Source organism: Nonomuraea sp. LPB2021202275-12-8 (assembly GCF_037044575.1).
Lineage (GTDB): Bacteria > Actinomycetota > Actinomycetes > Streptosporangiales > Streptosporangiaceae > Nonomuraea.
Genome location: NZ_JBAHWD010000007.1, coordinates 176,196 through 197,602 on the forward strand (window position 1 = coordinate 176,196; position 21,407 = coordinate 197,602).

The following is a 21,407-nucleotide window of genomic DNA, read 5'->3' on the forward strand; positions in this document are numbered from 1 at the left end:
GGCGAACATTCCCGACAAAGAACATCACCCAGGTAGCCTCGCCGCCCGGCAGGCGAGCTGGAGCGCGAGCCTCTGCTGGGGGTCGGACAGGTCGGCGTGGAGCATGGTCTCGATGCGCCGGATGTTCCGGCTGACCGCGTTGCGACTGCGACCACCTTCCGCTGCCCGCCGCCTGAGTATGCGATTCTCCACCGAACCTCCTGGAAGTGGACGGGTATGCTCACCTCACGTGAACGCATACAGCCCCATCGGACCGGTCGTCGGCGTGGTTGGCGCCGGCCAGCTCGCCAGGATGACCCAGCAGCCCGCGATCGCTCTCGGCATAGAACTGAGGGTGCTGGCAGGCGCCCCTGACGAGAGCGCCGCCAGGGTCATCGTCGACACCCGGATCGGCGACTACCGCGACCTGTCCGACCTGCGTGACTTCGCCAAGGGCTGCGACGCGATCACCTTCGACCACGAGCACGTGCCGACCGAGCACATCAGGGCCCTGGCCGCCGACGGCGTCGAGGTGCACCCCGGCGCCGACGCGCTCGTACACGCCCAGGACAAGGCCGTCATGCGTGAGCGGCTGACCGAGATCGGCGCGCCCTGCCCCGCCTGGGCGCGCGTCGCCGACGCCGGCGAGGCGACCGCGTTCGCCGCCGAGCACGGGTGGCCGGTGGTGCTCAAGGCGATCAGGGGCGGCTACGACGGCCGCGGCGTGTGGATGTGCCGCACCGACGCCGACGTCGCCGACGCGTTCTCGGCCGAGGTCCCGCTGATGGCCGAGGCGTTCGTGCCGTTCGACCGCGAGCTGGCCGTGCTCGTCGCCCGCTCGCCGCACGGGCAGGGCGTCAGCTACCCGGTCGTGGAGACCGTGCAGCAGGACGGCATCTGCGTCGAGGTGCTCGCGCCGGCCCCCGGGCTCGACCCCGAGCAGGCGGCCCAGGCCCAGCGCGTCGCGCTCGACATCGCCAACGAGCTCGGCGTGACCGGGCTGCTGGCGGTGGAGATGTTCCAGACGTCTGACGGGCTGCTGGTCAACGAGCTGGCCATGCGCCCGCACAACAGCGGCCACTGGACGATCGAGGGCTCGCGCACGTCCCAGTTCGAGCAGCACCTGCGCGCCGTGCTCGACCTGCCGCTCGGCTCGCCCACGATGACGGCGCCGGTCGTCGTCATGGCCAACCTGCTCGGCGGCGACGACCCGGACCTGTTCAAGCGCTACGAGCACGTGATGGCCCACGACCCCGGCATCAAGGTGCACTTCTACGGCAAGCAGGTGCGGCCGGGCCGCAAGATCGGCCACGTGACCGCGCTCGGCACCGACCTGGACGAGGTCCGCGCCCGCGCCCGCCACGCCGCCGTCCACCTGACCACCGGGGAGTACGCGTGACGATCGGCATCGTGATGGGCAGCGACTCCGACTGGCCCGTGATGAAGGCGGCCGCCGAGGCCGTCGCGGAGTTCGGCATCCCGTTCGAGGCCGACGTGGTCTCGGCGCACCGGATGCCCACCGAGATGATCGAGTACGGCCGGCAGGCGGCCTCCCGCGGCGTCCAGGTCATCATCGCGGGCGCGGGCGGGGCGGCGCACCTGCCCGGCATGCTGGCCTCGGTGACGCCGCTGCCGGTGATCGGCGTGCCGGTGCCGCTGAAACACCTCGACGGGATGGATTCCCTGCTGTCGATCGTGCAGATGCCCGCGGGGGTCCCGGTGGCGACCGTCGCCGTCGGCGGCGCGCGCAACGCGGGACTGCTGGCCGTGCGCATCCTGGCCGCCTCCGACGCCGCCCTGCGCTCGCGCATGGAGGAGTTTCAGGGCCGGCTGAAGGAGCAGGCCTACGCCAAGGGCGAGCGCCTGCGCGCCGAGGCCGCCACCCTGGCGCAGCCTGCCGCAGCAGCTTCTCAAACGGGCTCAAAGAGCCCATAGCGGGACGTACGGCCCCAAAGTGCCACCCTGGGGCCCGGATGCCCTCACGCGCCCGTACGCGCTTCCTGGGAGCGTCCCGTGCGGGCGCTCCCTCCGGATCGCTACGGGCGGCCGAGCGCCCGGTAGTGCCAGCCGGCCGAGCGCCACGCCTCGGAGTTGAGCGCGTTGCGGCCGTCGACGATCCTGCGGGAGGCGACGACGGCGCCGAGCTGCTCCGGGTCGAGGTCCACGAACTCCTGCCATTCGGTGAGCAGCAGCACCACGTGCGCGCCGCGGACCGCCTCGACGGCGGAGTCGCCGTACTTGAGCTCCGGGTGGGCCTTGCGCGCGTTGTCGAGCGCGATCGGGTCGTAGACGGTGACCTGCCCGCCCTGGTGGCCGATCGTGACCGCGACGTCGAGCGCGGGGGAGTCGCGGATGTCGTCGGAGTTCGGTTTGAAGGCGGCGCCGAGCACGCCGACGGTGCAGCCGTGGAAGGAGCCGCCGGCCAGCTCTCGCGCCAGGTCCACCATGCGGGCGCGGCGGCGCATGTTGATCATGTCCACCTCGCGCAGGAACGTCAGCGCCTGGTCGGCGCCGAGCTCGCCCGCGCGGGCCATGAACGCCCTGATGTCCTTGGGCAGGCAGCCGCCGCCGAAACCGAGGCCCGGGTTGAGGTAGCGGCCGCCGATGCGGTCGTCGTACGACAGGGCCAGCGAGAGCTGCTGCACGTCCGCGTGGGCCGCCTCGCAGACCTCGGCCATGGCGTTGATGAAGGAGATCTTGGTGGCGAGGAAGGAGTTGGCGGCGGACTTGACCAGCTCCGCCGTGGCGAAGTCGGTGACGACCATGGGCACCTCGCCCAGCGGCTCGTACACCTCCCGCAGCACCTTCTCGGCCCGCTCGGTGCGGACGCCGAGCACGATGCGGTCGGGGTTGAGCGTGTCCTGGACGGCGAAGCCCTCGCGCAGGAACTCGGGGTTCCAGGCCAGCTCCGCCTGGGAGCCGGCCGGAGCGAGCCGGGTGAGCATCTCGGCCAGCCGGCCCGCGGTGCCCACCGGCACCGTGGACTTGCCGACGACCAGACACTCGCGATCGAGCAGCGGAGCCAGCGACGCGATGGCGTTGTCCATGTACGACACGTCCGCGGCGTACTCGCCGCGCTTCTGAGGGGTGCCCACGCAGACGAAGTGCACGTCCCCGAAGGCGGCGACCTCCTCGTAGGAGGTGGTGAAGCGGAGTCGGCCGGACTCCAGGCCACGGCGCAACACGGGCTCCAGCCCGGGCTCGTGGATCGGGAGCTCACCGTTGTTGAGCAGGTCGATCTTGTCGGCGTCGATGTCAAGACCCAGAACTTCGAAACCGAGGTCCGCCATGCACGCCGCATGGGTGATGCCCAGGTATCCGGTCCCGATCACCGTGAGGCGATATGGCACGAGTGAGCTCCTTCCGATCGCGAGGCATGTTACCGGCTCCTCGCTACCTGCTTCGTGCCACCTGGTCATCCTGACAAACCGTACTGACTGGTAACAAGATGCTCGGACGTCCTAGTATTCGAGCATGAGCTTTCCTCTGTACGCGCCCGCCGAAGAGCACGACATGCTCAGGGAGACGGTCAGGGCCCTCGCCGACGAGAAGATCGCCCCGCATGCCGCCCAGGCGGACGAGGCCGAGGAGTTCCCCTGGGACGTCTACAAGGCGCTCGTCGCGGCCGACCTGCACGCCATCCATGTGCCCGAGCAGTACGGAGGAGCCGGGGCCGACGCGCTGGCCGCCGTGATCGTGATCGAGGAGGTGGCGCGGGCCTGCGCCTCGTCCTCGCTGATCCCCGCGGTCAACAAGCTCGGCACGGTCCCGCTGCTGCTGTCGGCCTCGGAGGAGGTGAAGTCGCGCTACCTCGCGCCGGTCGCGCGGGGTGAGGCGATGTTCTCCTACGCCCTTTCGGAGTCGGAGGCCGGTTCGGACGCCGCCGCGATGAAGACCCGGGCCGTCAAGGACGGCGATCACTATGTGCTCAACGGCGCCAAGATGTGGATCACGAACGCGGGCGTCTCGGAGTACTACACGCTGATGGCGGTGACGGACCCGTCGGCAGGTGCTCGCGGCATTTCCGCATTTGTCGTAGAAAAGTCCGACGAAGGCGTCTCTTTTGGGCCGAAGGAGAGAAAGCTCGGTATCAAGGCCTCGCCGACCCGCCAGGTGATCCTCGACAACGTACGCATCCCAGAATCCCGCATGATCGGCGCCCCCGGCACCGGCTTCAAGACGGCCCTGGCGACCCTGGACCACACCCGCGTCACCATCGCCGCCCAGGCCCTCGGCATCGCCCAGGGCGCCCTCGACTACGCCATCGGCTACGTCAAGGAGCGCAAGCAGTTCGGCCGGGCGATCGCCGACTTCCAGGGCCTCCAGTTCATGATCGCGGACATGGCCATGAAGCTCGAGGCGGCCAGGCAGCTCACCTACCACGCGGCGGCCAAGTCCGAACTGGCCATGCACGGCACCCCGCAGAAGGACCTGACGTTCCTGTCCAGCGCCGCCAAGTGCGCGGCCTCGGACGCGGCCATGGAGATCACCACGGACGCGGTGCAGCTGCTGGGCGGCTACGGGTACACGAAGGACTTCCCGGTGGAGCGCATGATGCGCGACGCCAAGATCACCCAGATCTACGAGGGTACGAACCAGATCCAGCGGATGGTGATGGCTCGGCAGTTGCTCAAGTAGCCAGTTGACGTGCGAGAACCCGGTAAGTGATCATGCGCAAGGCTGGAGCTGCTGGGGCTTCCAGACGGTTTCCGCAGCCTGCACGCGGCCCCGAGGATCGGCGGCGGGCGGAAGAGGGCGGGTGGGCGTCGATCGGCGCATGGACCGGTACGCCGTACATCGGGTAATGCCCTTACCGATCATGGTGCCGTACGGTGGATCCGTGATCACGCCCCATGCCTCTGATGGTCCGCGCTATCCCTGGGCCGATCTTCTTCGGACCGTGAACGGCAGAATCCACGAGCGGCACGCGCGGAGCGTGGCCTCCGCGCCGCCGGGATCGCGGCACCTGGTGGAGGCGCAGCCACCTCCGGAGTGGCTCGGGGCGACCGGCGCCGGCGAGGCCGAACTGGCGCGGCACGAGGAACGTTTTGGTATGCGTCTTCCGCCGAGCTACAGGGAGTTTCTCCAGGTTTCCAACGGCTGGGATGAGGAAAGCTGTTCGTGCCTGCGCGTACTGCCCTTGGCCGAGGTCGGCTGGATCCGTGACATCGCCCCTTACATGGCTGTATGGGGCGATTCGGTCGGTGACATGCTCTGCATCTCGGAGGACGTCGACGGCCAGGTCTGTCTCCTCAACCCGCACGTTGTGGGAGCTGACGGCGAGTGGCAGGCATTTGACCTGGCCGCCTGGCGTCCTGGAGAGATCGAGTACCGCTCGTTCTGGGATCTCATGACTGGCATGTATCCCGAGTTCGCACCCGAGGATCCGGATTCTTCCACCCTGCCGGACGTCAGCTGACACAGACGCCGACGAGCCGAGATCGGGTCAGAAGTACGGCGTCCAGCCGGGACCGACGGTCTTCACGCTTGCGAACCGGTTGCCGCCCAGGCCGTTCCAGAGGTACAGCGTGTCGTTGTGGACGGCCGCGATGTCGGTGTGGCCGTCCTGGTTGATGTCGCCCACGGACGTCAGCGTGTCCGCGTACGGTGTCCAGCCTGGCCCGAGCTTCACCGGGGTGGTGAACTGGTTGCCGCCTTCGCCGTTCCAGACGTGCAGCAGGCCCGTGCTCTTCTCGGCGGCGATCAGGTCGGTGCGCCCGTCGTCGTCGAAGTCGCCCGCGATCGGCCGGGTGAAGCCGGCCCAGCCGTCTCCGATGCGGGTTCTGCCCCAGAAGTTGTTGGCCCCCCTGCCGGTCCAGGGGTCCAGCGATCCGGTCTTGGCCGAGAAGATGTCACCCACGCCGTCGGCGTTGAAGTCCGGCGTGTTCGCCGCGGTCATCGCGGCATAGTGGGTCGCGAGCTCCTTGTTCGTGAGCGCCCGGTTGTAGATCGCGAACTTTCCGACGGCGCCCTTGAACCAGGACGCCTTGCTGCGGGTCCCGACTCGGACGGGGGCCGATCCGGGCTTGGGCTTCACGATGACCTCGTCAGGTTGGCCGGGGCGGAAGACCAGATTCGAGGAGCCCTTGAGCACGCCGTTGCGATAGATGCGCACCTTGCCGTACTCGCCTTCGGAGGTGTCGAAGGTGAACGCGACGTGCATCCACTCGTTGACCTTCACGGTCTCCTGGAAGCCCGCTCCGGCGCCGTAGCCGCCGGCGAGGTTCCAGGCGTACCCGGAGATCCGGTTGGGGCGGTTGTCATCGGTGACCTTGGAGTACATCCGGCCCGCCCACTCCTGGTCGCCGCCGCTGTTCGACTTCGTGCCCTTCCCCAGGAAGTAGACGTAGCCGGTGTGCTCCTCGTTGGGGAACTGCAAGGTGTGCGGCCTGATCCATGCCTCCACGGTGAACTTGCCGGTCGTGGAGATGTGGAACTTGCCGGCGTTGGGCACCTCGAAGTATCCGGATGATCCGTTGAATACCGAGGCGCCGTCCCGGTTGGGAAGCTGAACCGAGCTGGTGACATTGTGGAAGGTGCCCTTGTACCCGTTGCCGGCCCGGTCGGTCTCCGTACCGTGGGACGGGTGCGACAGCCGCCAGTAGGCGGCAGGCCCGTGCGACAGGACCAGCTCGTCGTAGGCGCTCAGACCTCCGGGCTGGGCCGCCACGGATTGCTGGACGTTCGCGGTCGCCGTCGCGGGTCCGTGGACGCTCGCGATCGCCGCCACCAGCACGGTGCTCATTCCCGCCACGAGGGTTCGCCGGCGTGCCTTGCTGAGCCGTCTACGCATGACTTGAGTGCCTCGCCCATTCCTAGGTCCTGTGCTTGAACGCACAAAGCTAGGAGGCGGCGGTATGTCGGTGCGCGCTCGTCCTCGGCGGAGAGGGACTGCCTCCCTACGTGCTCGGCTCGTCCCGGCTCCAGATCTGAGTGCAGCGAGGGAGGTCTCGGATGCCGCCGCCTTCCGGGATCATGCCCCAGAGGAAGGGGATCAGGTACTGCGGCGGTCCGCCCAGGAACGCGGCCAGCTCGTCCTCGGTGACGGCGAGGGGGAATCCCGAGCCTGGTCGTCCCGCGTTCCATCCTTGTTCGACGGCCCGCCGGACGCATCCGCTGACGAGGACGGGACGGACGATGACCGTGCGCTCTCCGTCCCAGTTGTCCGGCCGGGCGCAGGGGAGCGACACCACGAGAACGTCTCCCGGCTCCTCGGCTCGCTCAACGGCGAATCTGAGCGGACTCGAGCTGTTGTCCTGGCTGTATGTCGGCCGGTGGCTGACACGCCAGCGGTAGGCAGTGCCGTCGACGGTGATGAGCCGCGAGCCCTTCTTCGGCATCGCCACAGCCGCCTCCACGATTGTTCCGCGAAAACCGCAAGCGTATCCACTGCTTGTCAGCATGATCGAACGGTTTTCCCGCCGACGCCAGGGGGCGCCGGAACCGTCGGGCGACCCGTCACGAGGGCGGGGGCCGCTGTCCTTGCGGGCGCTGGAGTGCATCCACCCACGCGGCCGGCCATGGTGTGCTGCGAGCCGCGACCTCGCCGTCGTGCCCGCTGCCGACGTGCACCGTGCCGTAGCGTCCGAACGCGGCCCGCACCCGCGGGCGGCCGGGGAGCTCCTCGCCCCACACGTCGAAGACGAACGACATCGAGGTGGTCCCGATCCGGTCGAGCTCGACGACCGCTGTCACCTCCTGCCCGAACCGGAGGGGCGCCGCGAACTCGACCTCGTAACGGACCCGCGGCGCCCGGGGGAAGTACTCGAGGAGTCCGCGGGCCCGCATGAGCTCGGCCTCCGCGGCCTCGACGTACCGGACGACGGCGGAGTTGTGGTAGATCCCTGCCGCGTCGGTGTCGATCCATTCCACCCGGGTGCGGTGGATACCGCGCGGAGTCAGCAAGGCGTTGTTCCGATCATGAAACGAGAGTGTGCTCACGCCCCGGCTTCCATCGGACGTGGATGTGCTGGTCCGCCTGGCGCCGCAGGAGCGCCAGGCGCGGCGCGACCTTGTCGGTGCGCGACGACGGAGGCTTCCGGCTTCCCGCGCGGAACTGGATCGGCCACCCGGCGCCTTCGCCTCGATACTCCTGCTCGGCCGCGGCGTGCAGGGTCCACTGGGGGTCGTAGAGGTGGGTCCGCCCCAGGGCGCACAGGTCCGCCCGTCCGGCCAGCAGGATGGAGTTCACATCGTCGTAGGAGGAGATGGCGCCCACGGCGATGACCTTCACGCCTGCCGGCTCGGCGACGAGCCGGCGGATCTGGTCGGCGAACGGCGTTTGGTAGGAGCGCCCGAACGCCGGCTGCTCCTCCTGGGTCACCTGGCCCGACGACACGTCGATGGCCGCCGCCCCGTGCGCGACGAAGGCTCGGGCGATCTCGACCGCGTCCTGCGAGGTGTTGCCGTCCGGCATCCAGTCGGTCGCCGAGATGCGGACCGTCACCGGGATCTCCTCGGGTACGGCCGCGCGTACGGCGTCGAAGACCTCCAGGGGGAACCGCAGCCGGTTGGCCAAGGAACCGCCGTAGGCGTCGGTCCGCTTGTTGGCCACCGGTGAGAGGAAGGCGGAAAGGAGGTAGCCGTGCGCGGCGTGGATCTCGATGAGGTCGAAGCCGGCCGCGACGCCGCGTTCCGCGGCGGCGACGAAGTCGGCCACCACCTTGTCCATGTCGTCGCGGTCGGCCTCGCGAGGCAGGTGGCACTTCTTCCCGTACGGCAGCGCGGACGGGCCGATGACCTCCCAGTTGTCCTCGGCGAGGGGCTGATCGATGCCCTCCCACATCAGCCTGGTGGAGCCCTTGCGCCCCGCGTGGCCGAGCTGGAGGCCGATCCTCGCCGTGGTCCGCGAGTGCACGAAGTCGGTCACCCGGCGGTAGGCGTCACGCTGCGTGTCGTTCCACAGGCCGGTGCAGCCGGGGGTGATCCTCCCCTCGGGGGAGACGCAGACCATCTCGGTCATCACGAGCCCGGCTCCGCCCAGTGCCTTGGAGCCAAGGTGCACGAGGTGGAAGTCGTCGGGCACGCCCTCCTCCGCGGAGTACATGTCCATCGGCGACACGATCACCCGGTTCTTCAACCGCAGCGGCCCGATGTCGACCGGCTGGAACATCGCCGGAGCGACCTCATCCGCCCCGGCCGCGGCGGCGAACGCCTGCTCGACGCGGTGGGCGAACTCCGGGTCGCGGTCCTTGAGGTTCTCAAAGGTGATCCGTCGCGATCGGGTCAGCAGGTTGAAGCAGAACTGGACGGGATCCTGGCCGGAGTAGATCCCGATGTTCTCGAACCACTCCAGCGAGGCCTGCGCCGCGCGCTGGGTCGACTCCACCACGGGCTTGCGCTCCGACTGGTACGCCTCCAGCGCCTCGCCGAGCGACGGGTGCTCGTGCAGGCACGCCGCCAGCGCGAGGGCGTCCTCCATCGCGAGCTTCGTGCCCGACCCGATGGAGAAGTGCGCGGTGTGCGCGGCGTCCCCGAGGAGCACGACGTTGCCGTCGTGCCAGCACTCGTTGCGAACGGTCGTGAAGTTGAGCCACTTGGAGTTGTTGGTGAGGACCTGGTGCCCGGCGAGCTCGTCGGCGAAAATCGTCTTGATCTTCTCGACCGCGTTCTCGTCCGATACTCCAGGGGCGAACGACTCGCTCTCGGTCGCGTCGAATCCCGCGCGACGCCACACGTCCTCGTGCATCTCGACGATGAAGGTCGAGCCGCTCGCGGAGTAGGGGTACCCGTGGATCTGCATGGTGCCCCACTCCGTCTGCTTGACGAAGAACTGGAAAGCTTCGAACACGAGGTCGGTGCCCAGCCAGATGTACTTGTTCCGCCGGTGGTCGAGCGAGGGGGCGAAGATGTCCGCGTACTTGGTGCGAATCCTCGAGTTGAGGCCGTCGGCCGCCACGACGAGGTCGTTCGCGGCGCGGAGCTCGTCGGCATCCGGCGCCTCGGTCTCGTAGTGGACGGTCACGCCCAGGTCCGCGGCGCGCTGCTGCAGCAGGTGCAGAAGCTCCTTCCGGCTCATCGCCGCGAAGCCCTGTCCGCCCACCGTGAAGGCGTGGCCGTTGAACTCGATGTCGATGTCGGTCCAGCGGGCGAAGCGACGGGCCATCTGGTCGTGGATGACGGTGTCGGCGTTCTCGATGCCTCCCAGCGTCTCGTCGGAGAAGACGACGCCGAACCCGAAGGTGTCGTCCGGCGCGTTGCGCTCCCAGACGGTGATCTCGTGGGCCGGGTCCAGCTGCTTCATCAACGCCGCGAAGTAGAGACCACCGGGGCCGCCGCCGACGATTGCGATCTTCAACGGGTCTTCCTCTCACTGCGAGTCGGCGACGTCACCGGCCCTGCTCCTCTTCGATGAGCTCCCGGAGGACGAAGTGCTGGAGCTTCCCGCTGGGGTTGCGCGGGAGCGACGTACAGAAGCGGACATCGCGCGGATACTTGTACGGCGCCAGCTGCTGCTTGACGTAGTCCTGGATCTCCTTGGCCTTCGCCGCGTCGCCGTCGGCGCCGTCCCTGAGCACGACGAACGCGCACACGATCGATCCCCGCTCGGGGTGCGGCTCGGCGACGACCGCGGACTCGATCACGTCCGGGTGGGTGTTGATGGCCGCCTCGACCTCGGGACCACCGATGTTGTAACCCGAGGAAACGATCATGTTGTCGGTGCGTGCGCAGTAGTAGAAGTAGCCGTCCTCGTCCCGGTAGAAGGTGTCACCGGTGACGTTCCAGCCGTCGACGACGTACGTCGCCTGGTGCGGGTCGTCCAGGTAGCGACAGCCGACCGGGCCGATCACGGCCAGGCGGCCCTCGGCGCCGGCGGGCAGTTCCTCACCGCCCGGGCCGAGAATGGTCGCCCGGAATCCGGGAACCGGCTTGCCCGTCGCTCCGGGCCGGATGTCGTCGCCGGCCGCGGAGATGAAGATGTGCAACATCTCCGTGGCCCCGATACCGTCGATGATCTTGAGTCCGATGGCCGCCTCGACCTGTTCCCAGATGTCCTGCGAGATGTGCTCGCCGGCGCTCACCGCCGCGCGGAGGCCGCGTAGTTTGGCGATCTCGCCCGCCTTCAGGATCTGCTTGTAGGCAGTCGGCGCGGTGGCCAGCACCGTGACCCGGTGCTCCTCGACGAGGTTCGCGAGCTGCGCCGGTGTCGCGCTTTCCACGAGGAACGCACAGGCACCGGCCCTGAGCGGGAACACCACGAGCATTCCAAGACCGAAGGTGAACGCCAGGGGGGCTGTGCAGGCGACCACGTCATCGGGCGTGAGCCGGAGGACGCCCCGGCCGAAGGTGTTGTCGATGGACAGGATGTCGCGGTGGAAGTGGGTGGTGATCTTGGGGGCGCCCGTGCTGCCCGAGGTCGGCCCGCAGAGCGCGACGTCGTCGGCGGCGGTGGGAACGCCGGTGAACTCGCCCGGCTTGACCGCGCAGCGTGCGATGAGGTCGTCGTCGCCGGAGCCGCCGAACGGCACGACCGTCAGGCCGGGGGCGTCGCTGTCGCGCACGGCCTCCGCGTCCTCCACGTACCGGTGGTCGACCAGCGCGATCGTCGGCTGGGACTTGGCGAGCACGGGGGCGAGGTCGCGGGCGCGCAGCGCTGACATCGTCGTGACGACGACGCCTCCGGCCTTCAGCGTCCCGAGCCAGCAGGCGACCGCCCAGGGGTTGTTGGGGGACCGGAGCAGCACCCGGTTGCCGGGTACGAGGCCGAGGTCCTCGACGAGGACCTGGGCGACCTGGTTGGTGCGCCGCTGGAGGTCGCCGTAGGTCCACATCTCGCCCGCGTCGGTACGGATCGCCGGTCGATCGGGGCCGAAAGCCGCGACGGAGGCGTCGATGATCTCCCCGGCCGCGTTGAGGCGGTCCGGATACTCGAGGAGATCGGTCGTGAATTCCAGCCGCGGCCACTGCGTGATCGGCGGCAGGTGATCGCGGGCGAAGGTGTCGGTGTGGGAGGTGGGTGAGAGTTGCATCGGAGGCCCTTCCGGAGCCGCGTCGGCGGCCAGCAGCAGTTCGGGGGAACGATCCATGATCAGGACGCGCGGATCATGCCCTCCTGGACGACCGTGGCAAGGTGTTCTCCGTCGCGGGTGAAGAAGCGTCCGAGCCCGACGCCGCGTCCGGATCCGGCGGAGACGGCCTCCTGCGCGTAGAGCAACCAGTTGTCGACGACTCCTTCGCCCGGCGCCCGGTGGAACCACATCGCATGGTCCAGGCTCGCGGTGACCAGTCCGGGCTGAGCCCACGGCAGACCGAGCACGCGCAGCACCGGTTCGAGGATGGTGTAGTCGCAGACGTAGGAGAGTGCGGCGAGGTCGCGCTGCGTACGGGTCAGGCCCTCGACCGGTCGCAGGTCGTCGTACGGCTTCACCCAGACGGCCTGGTGGGGTGTCGGGTCTCCGTCGACGGTCAGGTAGACGGGCCCGGGGACGTGGCGCATGTCGAAACTGCGTCCACCGCTCCAGTACGCCTTCGACTCCTGCGTCATCGTCCCGCCGGACCGCTCCTCGAGGTATGCGGCCGAGGACGGCAGCGTGTCCGGATCCGGTGCCTCGGGAGGTCGTACGGCGAAGGTGCCGCTCGGCTCGCCGGCGGCGAACGAAGCGAGCGCCACGTAGACGGGCCGTCCGTTCTGGTAGCCGCGGACCTGCCGCGTGCTGTAGCCGCGACCGTCGCGGAGCACCTCCACCTCGTAGCGGACTTCGGCGCCGATGTCGGCCGGGCGCATGAAGTAGGAGTGCATCGAGTGCAGCGTCTTGCCGCTCTCCGGGACCGTGCGCATGGCCGCAGCCGCGGCCGCGGCCACCAGGTCGCCACCGTAGGCCTTGGGCCAGGGGCAGGGCTGGGTCACCGCGGTGAAGGCCACGTCGTGGTGCTCCGGCTCGGCCTCCTTCAGGGTGACGGCTGCCGCGAACATTTCAGACGTGGGCACCGCGCCGTGCCCGGCGGGGGCCGTCACGGCCGGTTCACCCAGTCGCTCAGCGCCTCGTCCGCGACGTCGGCGAGGTTGACGACGATGTTGTCGGGCGTGCGGGCGGTCATCCAGGTGAGCGGCCGGTTGCGGTCCAGGTTGCACTCGACGTGCGGCATGAAGGGCGGGACGAACACCCAATCGCCTTCCTCCATGTCGGTGTAGTCCTCGTACTTCTCCCCGAAGTAGATGCGTGCCCGGCCGGACAGGACGTATCCACCGGTCTCAGCCTCGCCATGGTGGTGCGGGGCCGAGCGGTACCCGGGTTCGTTGCTGACCTTCCCGAACCAGATCCGGGTCGCCGGCGTGTGCTGAGGGCTCACACCGGCGATGCGCGAGGCGCCTTCCGACTGGCCGGTCAGAGCGGACTCCAGCCCACCTCGGGTGACGACCGGGACGACCAGGCCGCTCTCGGTGGCATACATGGAGTTGTCGCCCTCCAGGCGGAAGTTGCTGAGGTCTCCCTCGGTCGGCTGCATGATCGACTCCTAATCCTTGGTGAACGCGATCCGGTTGCGCAGAACGCCGATGCCGGAGATCTCGGTTTCGAGGACGGCGCCGTCCGTGAGATAGGCCGGAGGCGTCATCCCCATCCCCACGCCGCCCGGCGTCCCGGTGAGCACCAGGTCGCCAGGTCGCAGGCGGGTGAACGTCGACACGTACGCCACCAGCGAGGGGGCGTCGAAGACGAGCGAGCGGGTGTTGTCACGCTGGCGTTCCACGCCGTCGACCCGGCATACCACCTGAAGACCCGCGGCCGGATCGATCTCGTCCGCGGTGACGACGACCGGGCCGATGGGCGTGGTGCGGTCCCACGCCTTGCCCTGGAACCACTGGAGGGTCCTGCGCTGCCAGTCGCGGACCGACACGTCGTTCGCGACCGTGTACCCCCAGATCGCGGCGGCGGCCTCGCTTCGGTCGGCGCCGCGGATCTCGGTGCCCACGACCACGGCCAGTTCGGCCTCCCAGTCCACGTCGAGACCGGCTGGCAACCGGATCTCTTCGGTCGGACCGGTCAGCGTGTCGGCGTACTTGGCGAAGAGGGTGGGATGGGTGGGCAGCTCACGTCCCGTTTCGGTGATGTGGTCGGCGTAGTTCAGACCGCAGCAGACCACCTTGCCCGGCGCGGGCAGGGGCAGTGCCGCGCGGGCGCCCTGGACCTCCTCGCCGAGCAGGTCGGTCACCGGCCGGTCGTGGAACGCCGCGAGGTAGGCCGACAAATCCGGCGCCGGCAGCCGGTGCCAGCCGCCGTCCAAGCTGACGGCTGCCGTCGTACGGCCACCGACCTCGGTCAACGTGGCGAACCTCATCCTCGTGCCTCCCACTGGACGTCTCACTGAGTAGCGTATAGCGTTTTTTTCACGGACGTCATATAAAGTCAATACCCAGACCGTGGCTGCCTGGGGCAGCGCGGACCGTGACTCGACGGAGGCGTGATGACCCCGATTCCTGTCAACCCGGCCCAACTGCCGGTTCCGAGCGGCTACTCGCACGGAACCCTGGCCGGCAACACGCTGCATCTCGGCGGCCAGACCGCACTCGACAAGAACATGAAGATCGTCGAAGGCGGCATCGTCGAGCAGTTCCGCCAGGCCTTCGGCAACGTCCTCACCACGCTCCGGGAGGTGGGGGGCCGGCCGGAGGACCTGGTCAGCATCACGCTGTATCTGACCGACATTCCCGACTACCAAGCGCACGGCAGGGAGATCGGCCGTGTCTGGCGCGAGCTCGCCGGGCCCGTCTACCCGGCCATGGCAGGCATCGGCTGCACCGCCCTGTGGCAGCCGGAGGCGATGATCGAGATCCTGGGAGTGGCTGTCATCCCGGAGGACCGGCTCATCACAGACAGACCGTAGATCTCCTGGAAGAAGACGCAGTCCCCGGTTTCATGCCGTTCGCCGTTCCGCAGCCGTCATCTGACAGCCCGGTCACCGATGACGGGTGCGGACAGGCAGGCCCGAACAACCCGCTCTACAGCTGATCCGCCGCCGCGGGGCGGCCCTTGTGTTCTTCGATCACCGAGCTGGCGAAGCGGTGCGCGCGCTCGGTCAGCCTCTCCCTCAACTCGTCGAACAACGCCGCCGCGCGCGCCCCGTGCCAGTCGGGCGGCAGGAGTTCCGGCGCCAGCCCCGGATCGAGGAACGGCAGTCGTCGCCACTCGGTCAGCACCCGCGCATAGTCGCCGAAAGCCTCGGCGTCACTGCCGGCGCCGCCTTGCCGCCAGCGGTCCCGCACCGGGAAGAACGAGCTCAGAAACTCGTCGTAAAGCCGTTGCAGCCCTTCCAGATCCCACCACTGGGCCACCAGTTCGGAGACGTCCCCGAAGGCCAGATAGTCGGCGCGGAACAGATCCACATAACCCGACAGGTCGTGGCGCTCCAGCACCTCACGGGTCTCCTCGTACAGGTAGTGCGGCGCGATCCACACCCCCGACGCCGTCACGCCGAACCCGAGCCAGCTCAGCCGCGACCGCAGCAGATGCCGCTGCTGCCGCTGCGCCTCCGGGACGCTGAAGACCGCGAGCAACCATCCGTCCGCCAGTTCGGCACGCCGGCGGCCGAAGATCCGCTGATCGCCCTCGTCCAAGATCTCTCGGGCCTGCTGGGACAGGCCGTACCCGGCCGACCCGTTGGCCTTCCGCGCCTCGAGCAGGCCCCGGCGCTTCAACCGGGAGATGGCCGAACGCACCGACGGCGCATCGACCTCGAGCTGCCCCATCAACTGGATCAGAGCGGAGACGCTGATCCAGCCGCCTACCTCGCGCGCGTACAGCCCGTAGATCGTGACGATGAAGGCCCGGGGTCGTGTGGATCTCGATTCCGAGGCTTCGGTCGCACTGCTGAGCGTCGTCACGGAGACACGATAACGCCACCCGTCCAACTGCTTTCACGACATGTCCTGGCGGACCGGTCGAACCACGCAACGCCAATTACGGGCCACGTCAGTGAACGTGCCGGGTTCCCAGCCCTTGCGCGCGCTACCAGCGCGTATTCACCACGCATCGACCCCGCGCTGAGCTCGTCGTACGTGACGAAGCCGTCGTGCGCGACGGCTGCGGCCTGCGTCTCAGGCGTCACGGCTTTCGCTCCAGAGCAGATCGGACGCGATACGTCGCCATGATCCGTCTCCTTTCGCTAACTGCGCCAGGGTGTTGAGGTCAGGTGGCCAGGTGTTCGCGGATGAGGGTGTCGAGCCGTTGCCACGCTGGGGAGGAGGCGTTGACAGCTCCTTGGATGAGTGCGGGGATCTCGGTGCTGACGTCCTGTCCGGGCAGGTCATCGGCTCCGTATCGGTCGCGGGTGGCCTGGATGATGCGGCGGGCGAGGTCGTCGATGCGGGGGTCGTGGGGGTCGAGGTCGTACGCCTGGTCGTAGTCGAGGAAGAGTTGCCGCAAGGTCGGGTCGGCCAGAATTTGGGCTTGGTCATGGAACAGGGTGATCGCGGTGTCCGGGTGGGTGGCGAACACCAGGATCCACAGGTCGTGCTGCAGTGCTGCCCATCGCCTGGTGAACCCCAGGCGGGTCAGCTGTTCGACGTGGCTGCCGACCTCGGCGGGCAGCACCTGGAGTTGCCCGTCAGCGAGTTGTCGCAGGCGCTGCTGGGTTGCCCGCAGGTCACGGATGCGGGCGCTGAGATCGGTGTCGATCTCGTGGAGGGATTGCCGGAGCTCTTCGTCGGTTGCGGACCTCAGGTCCCGGATGCGGGCCAGGGGGACACCGGCCTCGGCGAGGGTTCGGATCTTGATCAGCTCGATGGCGTGGCCGGCATCGTATCGGCGGTAGCCGGAGGCGTCGCGGCCGGGCTCCGGGAGCAGCCCCTTGTCGTGGTAGACGCGGATCGTCTTGGTCGACACCCCGACGTACTTCGCGAGCTGCCCGATGGTGATCACACAGCCATGGTCGCATTTGACCTTTCCCCAGGGGCAAGGTCGCATCATGGTGTCATGGAGAATTTCGACCGGGAGACCCTGCGCGAGCTGGCCGACGAAGGCAACGAGACCGCCCTGGACCGGCTGGCCGACCTCGCCGATGCCGACGGCGACCTCGAGGCGCTGAGCGAGTTGCTGGACGAGGGATCCATGCACGCCGGGTTCCTGCTTACGCGACGCGCGGTCGCGGCGGGTGACCTGCGCGAGCTGCAACGGATCTCGGATGCCGGGTTCGAGGAGGCCGGCGAGAAGCTGGAGAGACTGCTGAGCCCGGGGGCGAGGTCCAGCGGTTCGCCCACCACGGCCCCTTGACTTGAACCACGCTTCAAGTAGCAAGCTGGCGGCCATGCAGATCCATCACCTCAACTGCGGGTCCGTGCGACAGATCGAACCCACCTACCCTGGCCTGGCCCCCGCGCACGCCGTCAACCACTGCCTGCTGATCGAGACCGACTCCGACGGGCTGGTCCTCGTCGAGACCGGTCTCGGCCTGGACGACGTGCGCAACCCCGGCGACACCCTCGGCGCAGACTGGGTCGAGTTGTCCCAGCCCGTGCTGGACGAGGACGAGACCGCCATCCGGCAGGTGGCCCGGCTGGGGTACGACCCTGCCGACGTACGCCACATCATCGTGACCCACCTCGACGTGGACCACTGCGGCGGCCTCCCGGACTTCCGTGAGGCGCGGGTCCACGTGCTGGCCGCCGAACTGGAGGCGGCGCTCGGCCAGGCGCCCAGCTTCCGTTACCGCCCGGCCCACTGGGCGCACGACCCGCACTGGGTGACCTACCCGGCGGACTCCGGCGAGGACTGGTTCGGCTTCACCTCCCTGCGGGCCAAGGGCCTTCCGCCGGAGATCCGCCTGGTCCCGCTCGGCGGCCACACCGACGGCCACACCGGTGTCGCGGTGCACGACGGCGACCGCTGGATCCTGCACTGCGGCGACGCCTACTACTACCACCGCGAGCTCGACGAGGACCCCCACCCGCACCCGCTCCTGGACCTGGTGCAGACCAGCTCGGAGGTTCACCACGACCTGAGGGTCGGCACCCAGGCCCGGCTGCGCGAACTGGTCCGCCGCCACGGAGACGAGGTCTCGCTCGTCAGCGCCCACGACCCCTGGGAGTTCGAATCCCACCGAAAGCGAGCAAACGGACTCTGATAGCCGGACATGGCCCTCCAGCGAAGGAGAGCCACGTCCCGGCCTGATCAGGTGTCGCGCGAGCGGAACAGAGCGAACGCCGCGACCAGCAGCACCGCGGTGAAGGCGGCAAGCACCCCCAGCCCCGTCCACGGCGGCATCCGGTCGGGATTCTGCACGGTGGTGGTGATCTGGAGGCCGGCCGAGATGGGCCAGTAGGTGGTCACCCATTCGCCGACCGCATCCGGCATGAGCCGGGGCCCGATGACGGGGATGATGAAGTTCACCGCCACCAGCACGGTCGTGGCGGCCATGGTGGCCCGCAGCAGGATGCCCAGTGCCACGCCGAGCAGGCCGACCAGCGCCCAGATCAGGCCCATCCCGACGACGGCGCGCAGGACTCCCGGCTGGCCGAGCGTGGCGGTGGGGCCGCCGCCCGCGCCGATCACCGTCTGCCCGAGGAAGTACGCCCCGAAGCTGGACACCCAGCCCATCACGAGCGCCACCAGCCCGTACGTCGCCGTCTTGGCGGTCAGCAGCCGGCCGCGCCGCGGGACCACGGTCGCGCTGGTGCGGATCAGGCCGGTGGCGTACTCGTGGGTCACCATCAGGACGCCCAGCGCGCCCACGGTGATCTGAGCGAACAGGAATCCGCCGTACATGCTGATGTAGGTGGGGTCGAACAGCGCTCTGGCCGCCTGGGAGTTCGCCTGGTAGTTCTCGGCGGCGCCGTTGGCGGTGAGGGCGCCCGCGCCCACCATCAGCGCCACGGCGGACAGCAACGTGGGGATGTTGGCCGGGATCGTGCGGAACTTGGTCCACTCAGAGCGGATCGTGTCCGCGAAGGCCGCGCTCATGCCGCGCTCGCGTGGAACTCGACGCTGTCACGGGTCAGGTCCATGTACGCCTGCTCAAGGGAGCGCTGTGGCGTCAGCTCCGTCAGCGCCACCCCGGCGTCCAGCGCGGCCCTGCCGATCTTGCCGGCCTCCAGACCGGTGACGATGAGCGCGCCGTCGGCTCCCGGCAGAACGGTGGCGCCGGCCTCGGTCAGGCGACGGGTGAGCAGTTCGTGCTCGTCGGCCCGCACCAGCACGTTCTGCCCCTGCCGGACGAACTCGCTGATCCCGATGTCCGCGATCAGCTTGCCCCTGCCGATCACGATGAGATGGTCGGCGGTCTGCGCCATCTCGCTCATCAGATGGCTGGAGACCAGGACGGTGCGGTCCTCCGCGGCCAGGCCGCGCATCAACTCGCGGATCCACTTGATGCCCTCGGGATCGAGGCCGTTGACCGGTTCGTCGAACAACAGCACCTTCGGGTCCCCGAGTAACGCCACCGCGATGCCGAGCCGCTGGCCCATGCCCAGGGAGAAGCCGCCGGCCCGCATGCGTGCCACCGATTCCAGCCCGACCAGGCGCAGCACCTCGTCCACGCGCCCGGCGGGGATCCCGTTGGTCTGGGCGATGCACAGCAGGTGGTTGCGCGCCGTACGCCGGGGATGCACGGCGCGGGCATCCAGCAGCGCCCCCACCTCGTGCATCGGCCTGGACAGGCCGACGTAGCCGCGGCCGTTGACAGTCACGCTGCCCGCGTCCGGCCGGTCCAGGCCGAGGATGGCCCTCATGGTCGTCGACTTGCCCGCGCCGTTGGGCCCGAGAAACCCGGTGACCTGCCCGGGCTGGACACTGAACGTCAATCCGTCCACCGCTGTCTTATTGCCATAGCGTTTGGTCAAGCCCGTTATTTCGATCATTTTCCAGTCCCTCTGGAGATGGATGACGGAGCCCGGACACACCCGAGTGGCGCATGTGCACCCTTAGTCAAGATCTCCTCTATGGAGATTGTCTATACGGTGCCCGCTCCGGCGTCCCTTTTCGCACGTGGAACGCATTAATCAGAGGTGCGATACGACCGGTTCTGTCAGGGTGAGGGGATGGATATCGGTGAAGCCAGGGAGCTGGCGCGGGCGCTGAGCGAATTGGTGCAGGACGCGCATCTCAGCCTGACGGCGGGAAAAGAGCCGCCGGAATTAGTGGCCCGGGTCGTGGGGCATCTCGGGTGTGATCTGCAATATGTGGTGAACGTGGTGGCGACGTTCCCCGCCTGGGAGCACGTCAACATCCAACGGGGAGTGGACGCCTATCTGGCGGAGCACAGCGCCCATGCCGATTGGTTCGGGGTGGCGGGGCAGGGGCGGGAGCACACCGACTTCGTCAACATGCTGGCGAGCGCGACGCGAGGGTGGGAGCGGTTCGAGCCGGGCGCGGTCGACTACGAGACGGCCGCGGTGGGGCCCGACGAGACGACCGAGGTGATCTCGCTCGGGCTGGTGCTGACACGTTCCCCCGAGGGGACGCCGGTGGTGCTGGGGCTGCGGGGCGCGAGCGAGCACATGTCGCCGCAGTGCCAGGTGGTCGTGCTGGCTCCCGACCGGCCGAGTGCCACCCGTACCCGGGACGAGGTGGAGCGGCTGATGCGCGCGCACGACGTCTATCAGGGGCAGATCCTGTCGTTCGAGTGGAGCGAGCACCGGGGCAACGACCTGGTGACGTTCCTGCCGCGCCCCGAGCTGGGGCCGGATCAGGTGGTGCTCCCGGACGGGGTGCTGGAGACGATCGAACGGCACATCGTGGGGGTGGCCGAGCACGCCGTACGGCTCCGCGAGCACGGGCAGCACCTCAAGCGCGGCCTGCTGCTGCACGGGCCGCCGGGTACGGGCAAGACCCACACCGTCCGCTACCTGATGGCGCGGATGACCGGATGCACGGTCATCGTGATGACCGGGTCGGCCATCAGGTTCGTCACCCAGGCGGCGGGGCTGGCCAGGCGGCTGCAGCCCGCGATCGTGGTGCTGGAGGACGTGGACCTCGTGGCACAGGACCGCTCCTACTCCGAGGACGGCAACCCGCTGCTGTTCGCGCTGCTCGACGCCATGGACGGGGTGGGATCCGACGCCGACGTGACGTTCGTGCTCACCACGAACCGGGCCGAGGTGCTGGAACGGGCGCTCGCCGACCGCCCCGGACGGGTGGACCTCGCGGTGGAGATCCCCAAGCCCGACGCGACCGGCCGGGCCGCACTGCTCCGCCTCTACGCCCGCGACCTGCCCCTGGACGCCGACCTCGAACCGGTCGTGGCCAGGACGGGGGGCGCGACGGCATCGTTCTTCAAGGAGCTGCTGCGCCGGGCGGTGCTCGACACGCTGCGGGCGCAGGGACAGGTGACCGCGCTCACCGGCGAGTTCCTGGAGCGGGCGCTGGACGGGATGCTCGAAGAGCGCGCGGCGCTGACCCGCACGCTCCTCGGCTCGGGCGCGCCGGCCCACGATGAGGCCGACGGCCCGCCGGATCTTCCAGGACCGGACGGGCCGGTGGCCTATCAGTGGGGGTGAA

General features: G+C 68.9%; 22 protein-coding genes. 8 read left to right on the forward strand and 14 right to left on the reverse strand.

Annotated features, from left to right (window positions below; translation table 11 throughout):
• Positions 1 to 24: 24 nt before the first annotated feature.
• Positions 25 to 192, reverse strand: a complete 168-nt coding sequence (locus V5E28_RS16125; protein WP_336207701.1) for a helix-turn-helix domain-containing protein — start codon at positions 190 to 192, stop codon at positions 25 to 27.
• A gap of 37 nt (positions 193 to 229) precedes the next feature.
• Here V5E28_RS16125 and V5E28_RS16130 point away from each other — a divergent pair, with 37 nt between their 5' ends.
• Positions 230 to 1,378, forward strand: a complete 1,149-nt coding sequence (locus V5E28_RS16130; protein ID WP_336207702.1) for a 5-(carboxyamino)imidazole ribonucleotide synthase — start codon at positions 230 to 232, stop codon at positions 1,376 to 1,378.
• A gap of 14 nt (positions 1,379 to 1,392) precedes the next feature.
• Positions 1,393 to 1,914 carry a 5-(carboxyamino)imidazole ribonucleotide mutase gene (purE, locus tag V5E28_RS16135; RefSeq protein WP_336207913.1) on the forward strand — a complete coding sequence of 174 codons (522 nt, stop codon included), beginning with the start codon at positions 1,393 to 1,395 and terminating at the stop codon, positions 1,912 to 1,914.
• 101 nt (positions 1,915 to 2,015) lie between these two features.
• Here the strand turns inward: purE and V5E28_RS16140 are convergent, their stop codons facing one another.
• Positions 2,016 to 3,329: a UDP-glucose dehydrogenase family protein gene (locus V5E28_RS16140; protein ID WP_336207703.1), complete on the reverse strand. Its 1,314-nt coding sequence runs from the start codon at positions 3,327 to 3,329 to the stop codon at positions 2,016 to 2,018.
• A 124-nt stretch (positions 3,330 to 3,453) separates the two neighbouring features.
• Here V5E28_RS16140 and V5E28_RS16145 point away from each other — a divergent pair, with 124 nt between their 5' ends.
• Together V5E28_RS16145 and V5E28_RS16150 are read left to right on the forward strand one after the other, a co-directional pair.
• Entirely contained in the window at positions 3,454 to 4,617 is a 1,164-nt protein-coding gene (locus tag V5E28_RS16145; protein WP_336207704.1) for an acyl-CoA dehydrogenase family protein, read from the forward strand.
• A gap of 202 nt (positions 4,618 to 4,819) precedes the next feature.
• Positions 4,820 to 5,398 (forward strand): SMI1/KNR4 family protein, encoded by a 579-nt coding sequence (locus V5E28_RS16150; RefSeq protein WP_336207705.1) that lies wholly within the window; start codon positions 4,820 to 4,822, stop codon positions 5,396 to 5,398.
• Positions 5,399 to 5,425: 27 nt separating this feature from the next.
• On the opposite strand, the gene V5E28_RS16155 is transcribed toward V5E28_RS16150, so the two are convergent.
• From V5E28_RS16155 to V5E28_RS16190, 8 genes are all read right to left on the reverse strand, one after another.
• Positions 5,426 to 6,724: a LamG-like jellyroll fold domain-containing protein gene (locus tag V5E28_RS16155; protein ID WP_336207706.1), complete on the reverse strand. Its 1,299-nt coding sequence runs from the start codon at positions 6,722 to 6,724 to the stop codon at positions 5,426 to 5,428.
• A 154-nt stretch (positions 6,725 to 6,878) separates the two neighbouring features.
• Complete coding sequence (locus tag V5E28_RS16160; RefSeq protein ID WP_336207707.1) at positions 6,879 to 7,325, reverse strand: hypothetical protein; 447 nt, start codon at positions 7,323 to 7,325, stop codon at positions 6,879 to 6,881.
• Between the two features lie 112 nt (positions 7,326 to 7,437).
• On the reverse strand, positions 7,438 to 7,920 hold the full coding sequence (locus V5E28_RS16165; RefSeq protein WP_336207708.1) for an acyl-CoA thioesterase: 483 nt from the start codon (positions 7,918 to 7,920) through the stop codon (positions 7,438 to 7,440).
• The gene (locus V5E28_RS16170) at positions 7,898 to 10,276 is read right to left on the reverse strand and encodes a bifunctional salicylyl-CoA 5-hydroxylase/oxidoreductase (RefSeq protein WP_336207709.1); all 2,379 of its coding nucleotides are present in this window, start codon (positions 10,274 to 10,276) and stop codon (positions 7,898 to 7,900) included. Before V5E28_RS16170 ends, V5E28_RS16165 begins: the two co-directional genes overlap by 23 nt.
• Before the next feature lie 31 nt (positions 10,277 to 10,307).
• Positions 10,308 to 12,005 carry an AMP-binding protein gene (locus V5E28_RS16175; RefSeq protein ID WP_336207710.1) on the reverse strand — a complete coding sequence of 566 codons (1,698 nt, stop codon included), beginning with the start codon at positions 12,003 to 12,005 and terminating at the stop codon, positions 10,308 to 10,310.
• A 2-nt stretch (positions 12,006 to 12,007) separates the two neighbouring features.
• Complete coding sequence (locus V5E28_RS16180; protein WP_336207711.1) at positions 12,008 to 12,934, reverse strand: acyl-CoA thioesterase; 927 nt, start codon at positions 12,932 to 12,934, stop codon at positions 12,008 to 12,010.
• Entirely contained in the window at positions 12,931 to 13,425 is a 495-nt protein-coding gene (locus tag V5E28_RS16185) for a cupin domain-containing protein (protein WP_336207712.1), read from the reverse strand. Before V5E28_RS16185 ends, V5E28_RS16180 begins: the two co-directional genes overlap by 4 nt.
• A gap of 9 nt (positions 13,426 to 13,434) precedes the next feature.
• Entirely contained in the window at positions 13,435 to 14,256 is an 822-nt protein-coding gene (locus V5E28_RS16190; protein WP_336207713.1) for a fumarylacetoacetate hydrolase family protein, read from the reverse strand.
• A gap of 126 nt (positions 14,257 to 14,382) precedes the next feature.
• On the opposite strand from V5E28_RS16190, the gene V5E28_RS16195 reads away from it, so the two are divergent.
• Entirely contained in the window at positions 14,383 to 14,802 is a 420-nt protein-coding gene (locus V5E28_RS16195; RefSeq protein ID WP_336207714.1) for a RidA family protein, read from the forward strand.
• A 115-nt stretch (positions 14,803 to 14,917) separates the two neighbouring features.
• On the opposite strand, the gene V5E28_RS16200 is transcribed toward V5E28_RS16195, so the two are convergent.
• Both V5E28_RS16200 and V5E28_RS16205 read right to left on the reverse strand, forming a co-directional pair.
• Positions 14,918 to 15,799, reverse strand: coding sequence for a PaaX family transcriptional regulator (locus V5E28_RS16200; RefSeq protein WP_336207715.1), 882 nt, complete (start codon positions 15,797 to 15,799; stop codon positions 14,918 to 14,920).
• A 304-nt stretch (positions 15,800 to 16,103) separates the two neighbouring features.
• Complete coding sequence (locus tag V5E28_RS16205; RefSeq protein ID WP_336207716.1) at positions 16,104 to 16,835, reverse strand: MerR family transcriptional regulator; 732 nt, start codon at positions 16,833 to 16,835, stop codon at positions 16,104 to 16,106.
• 54 nt (positions 16,836 to 16,889) lie between these two features.
• Here V5E28_RS16205 and V5E28_RS16210 point away from each other — a divergent pair, with 54 nt between their 5' ends.
• Positions 16,890 to 17,186: a hypothetical protein gene (locus V5E28_RS16210; RefSeq protein ID WP_336207717.1), complete on the forward strand. Its 297-nt coding sequence runs from the start codon at positions 16,890 to 16,892 to the stop codon at positions 17,184 to 17,186.
• Positions 17,187 to 17,220: 34 nt separating this feature from the next.
• Positions 17,221 to 18,036 (forward strand): MBL fold metallo-hydrolase, encoded by an 816-nt coding sequence (locus V5E28_RS16215; RefSeq protein WP_336207718.1) that lies wholly within the window; start codon positions 17,221 to 17,223, stop codon positions 18,034 to 18,036.
• 47 nt (positions 18,037 to 18,083) lie between these two features.
• Here the strand turns inward: V5E28_RS16215 and V5E28_RS16220 are convergent, their stop codons facing one another.
• Together V5E28_RS16220 and V5E28_RS16225 are read right to left on the reverse strand one after the other, a co-directional pair.
• A complete protein-coding gene (locus V5E28_RS16220; RefSeq protein ID WP_336207719.1) occupies positions 18,084 to 18,872 on the reverse strand; it encodes an ABC transporter permease in 789 nt (262 codons plus the stop codon).
• Positions 18,869 to 19,768, reverse strand: a complete 900-nt coding sequence (locus V5E28_RS16225; protein WP_336207720.1) for an ABC transporter ATP-binding protein — start codon at positions 19,766 to 19,768, stop codon at positions 18,869 to 18,871. The genes V5E28_RS16220 and V5E28_RS16225 overlap by 4 nt, the downstream gene beginning before the upstream one ends.
• A 180-nt stretch (positions 19,769 to 19,948) precedes the next feature.
• Here V5E28_RS16225 and V5E28_RS16230 point away from each other — a divergent pair, with 180 nt between their 5' ends.
• On the forward strand, positions 19,949 to 21,406 hold the full coding sequence (locus tag V5E28_RS16230; RefSeq protein WP_336207721.1) for an ATP-binding protein: 1,458 nt from the start codon (positions 19,949 to 19,951) through the stop codon (positions 21,404 to 21,406).
• The last annotated feature ends 1 nt before the right edge of the window (position 21,407 follow it).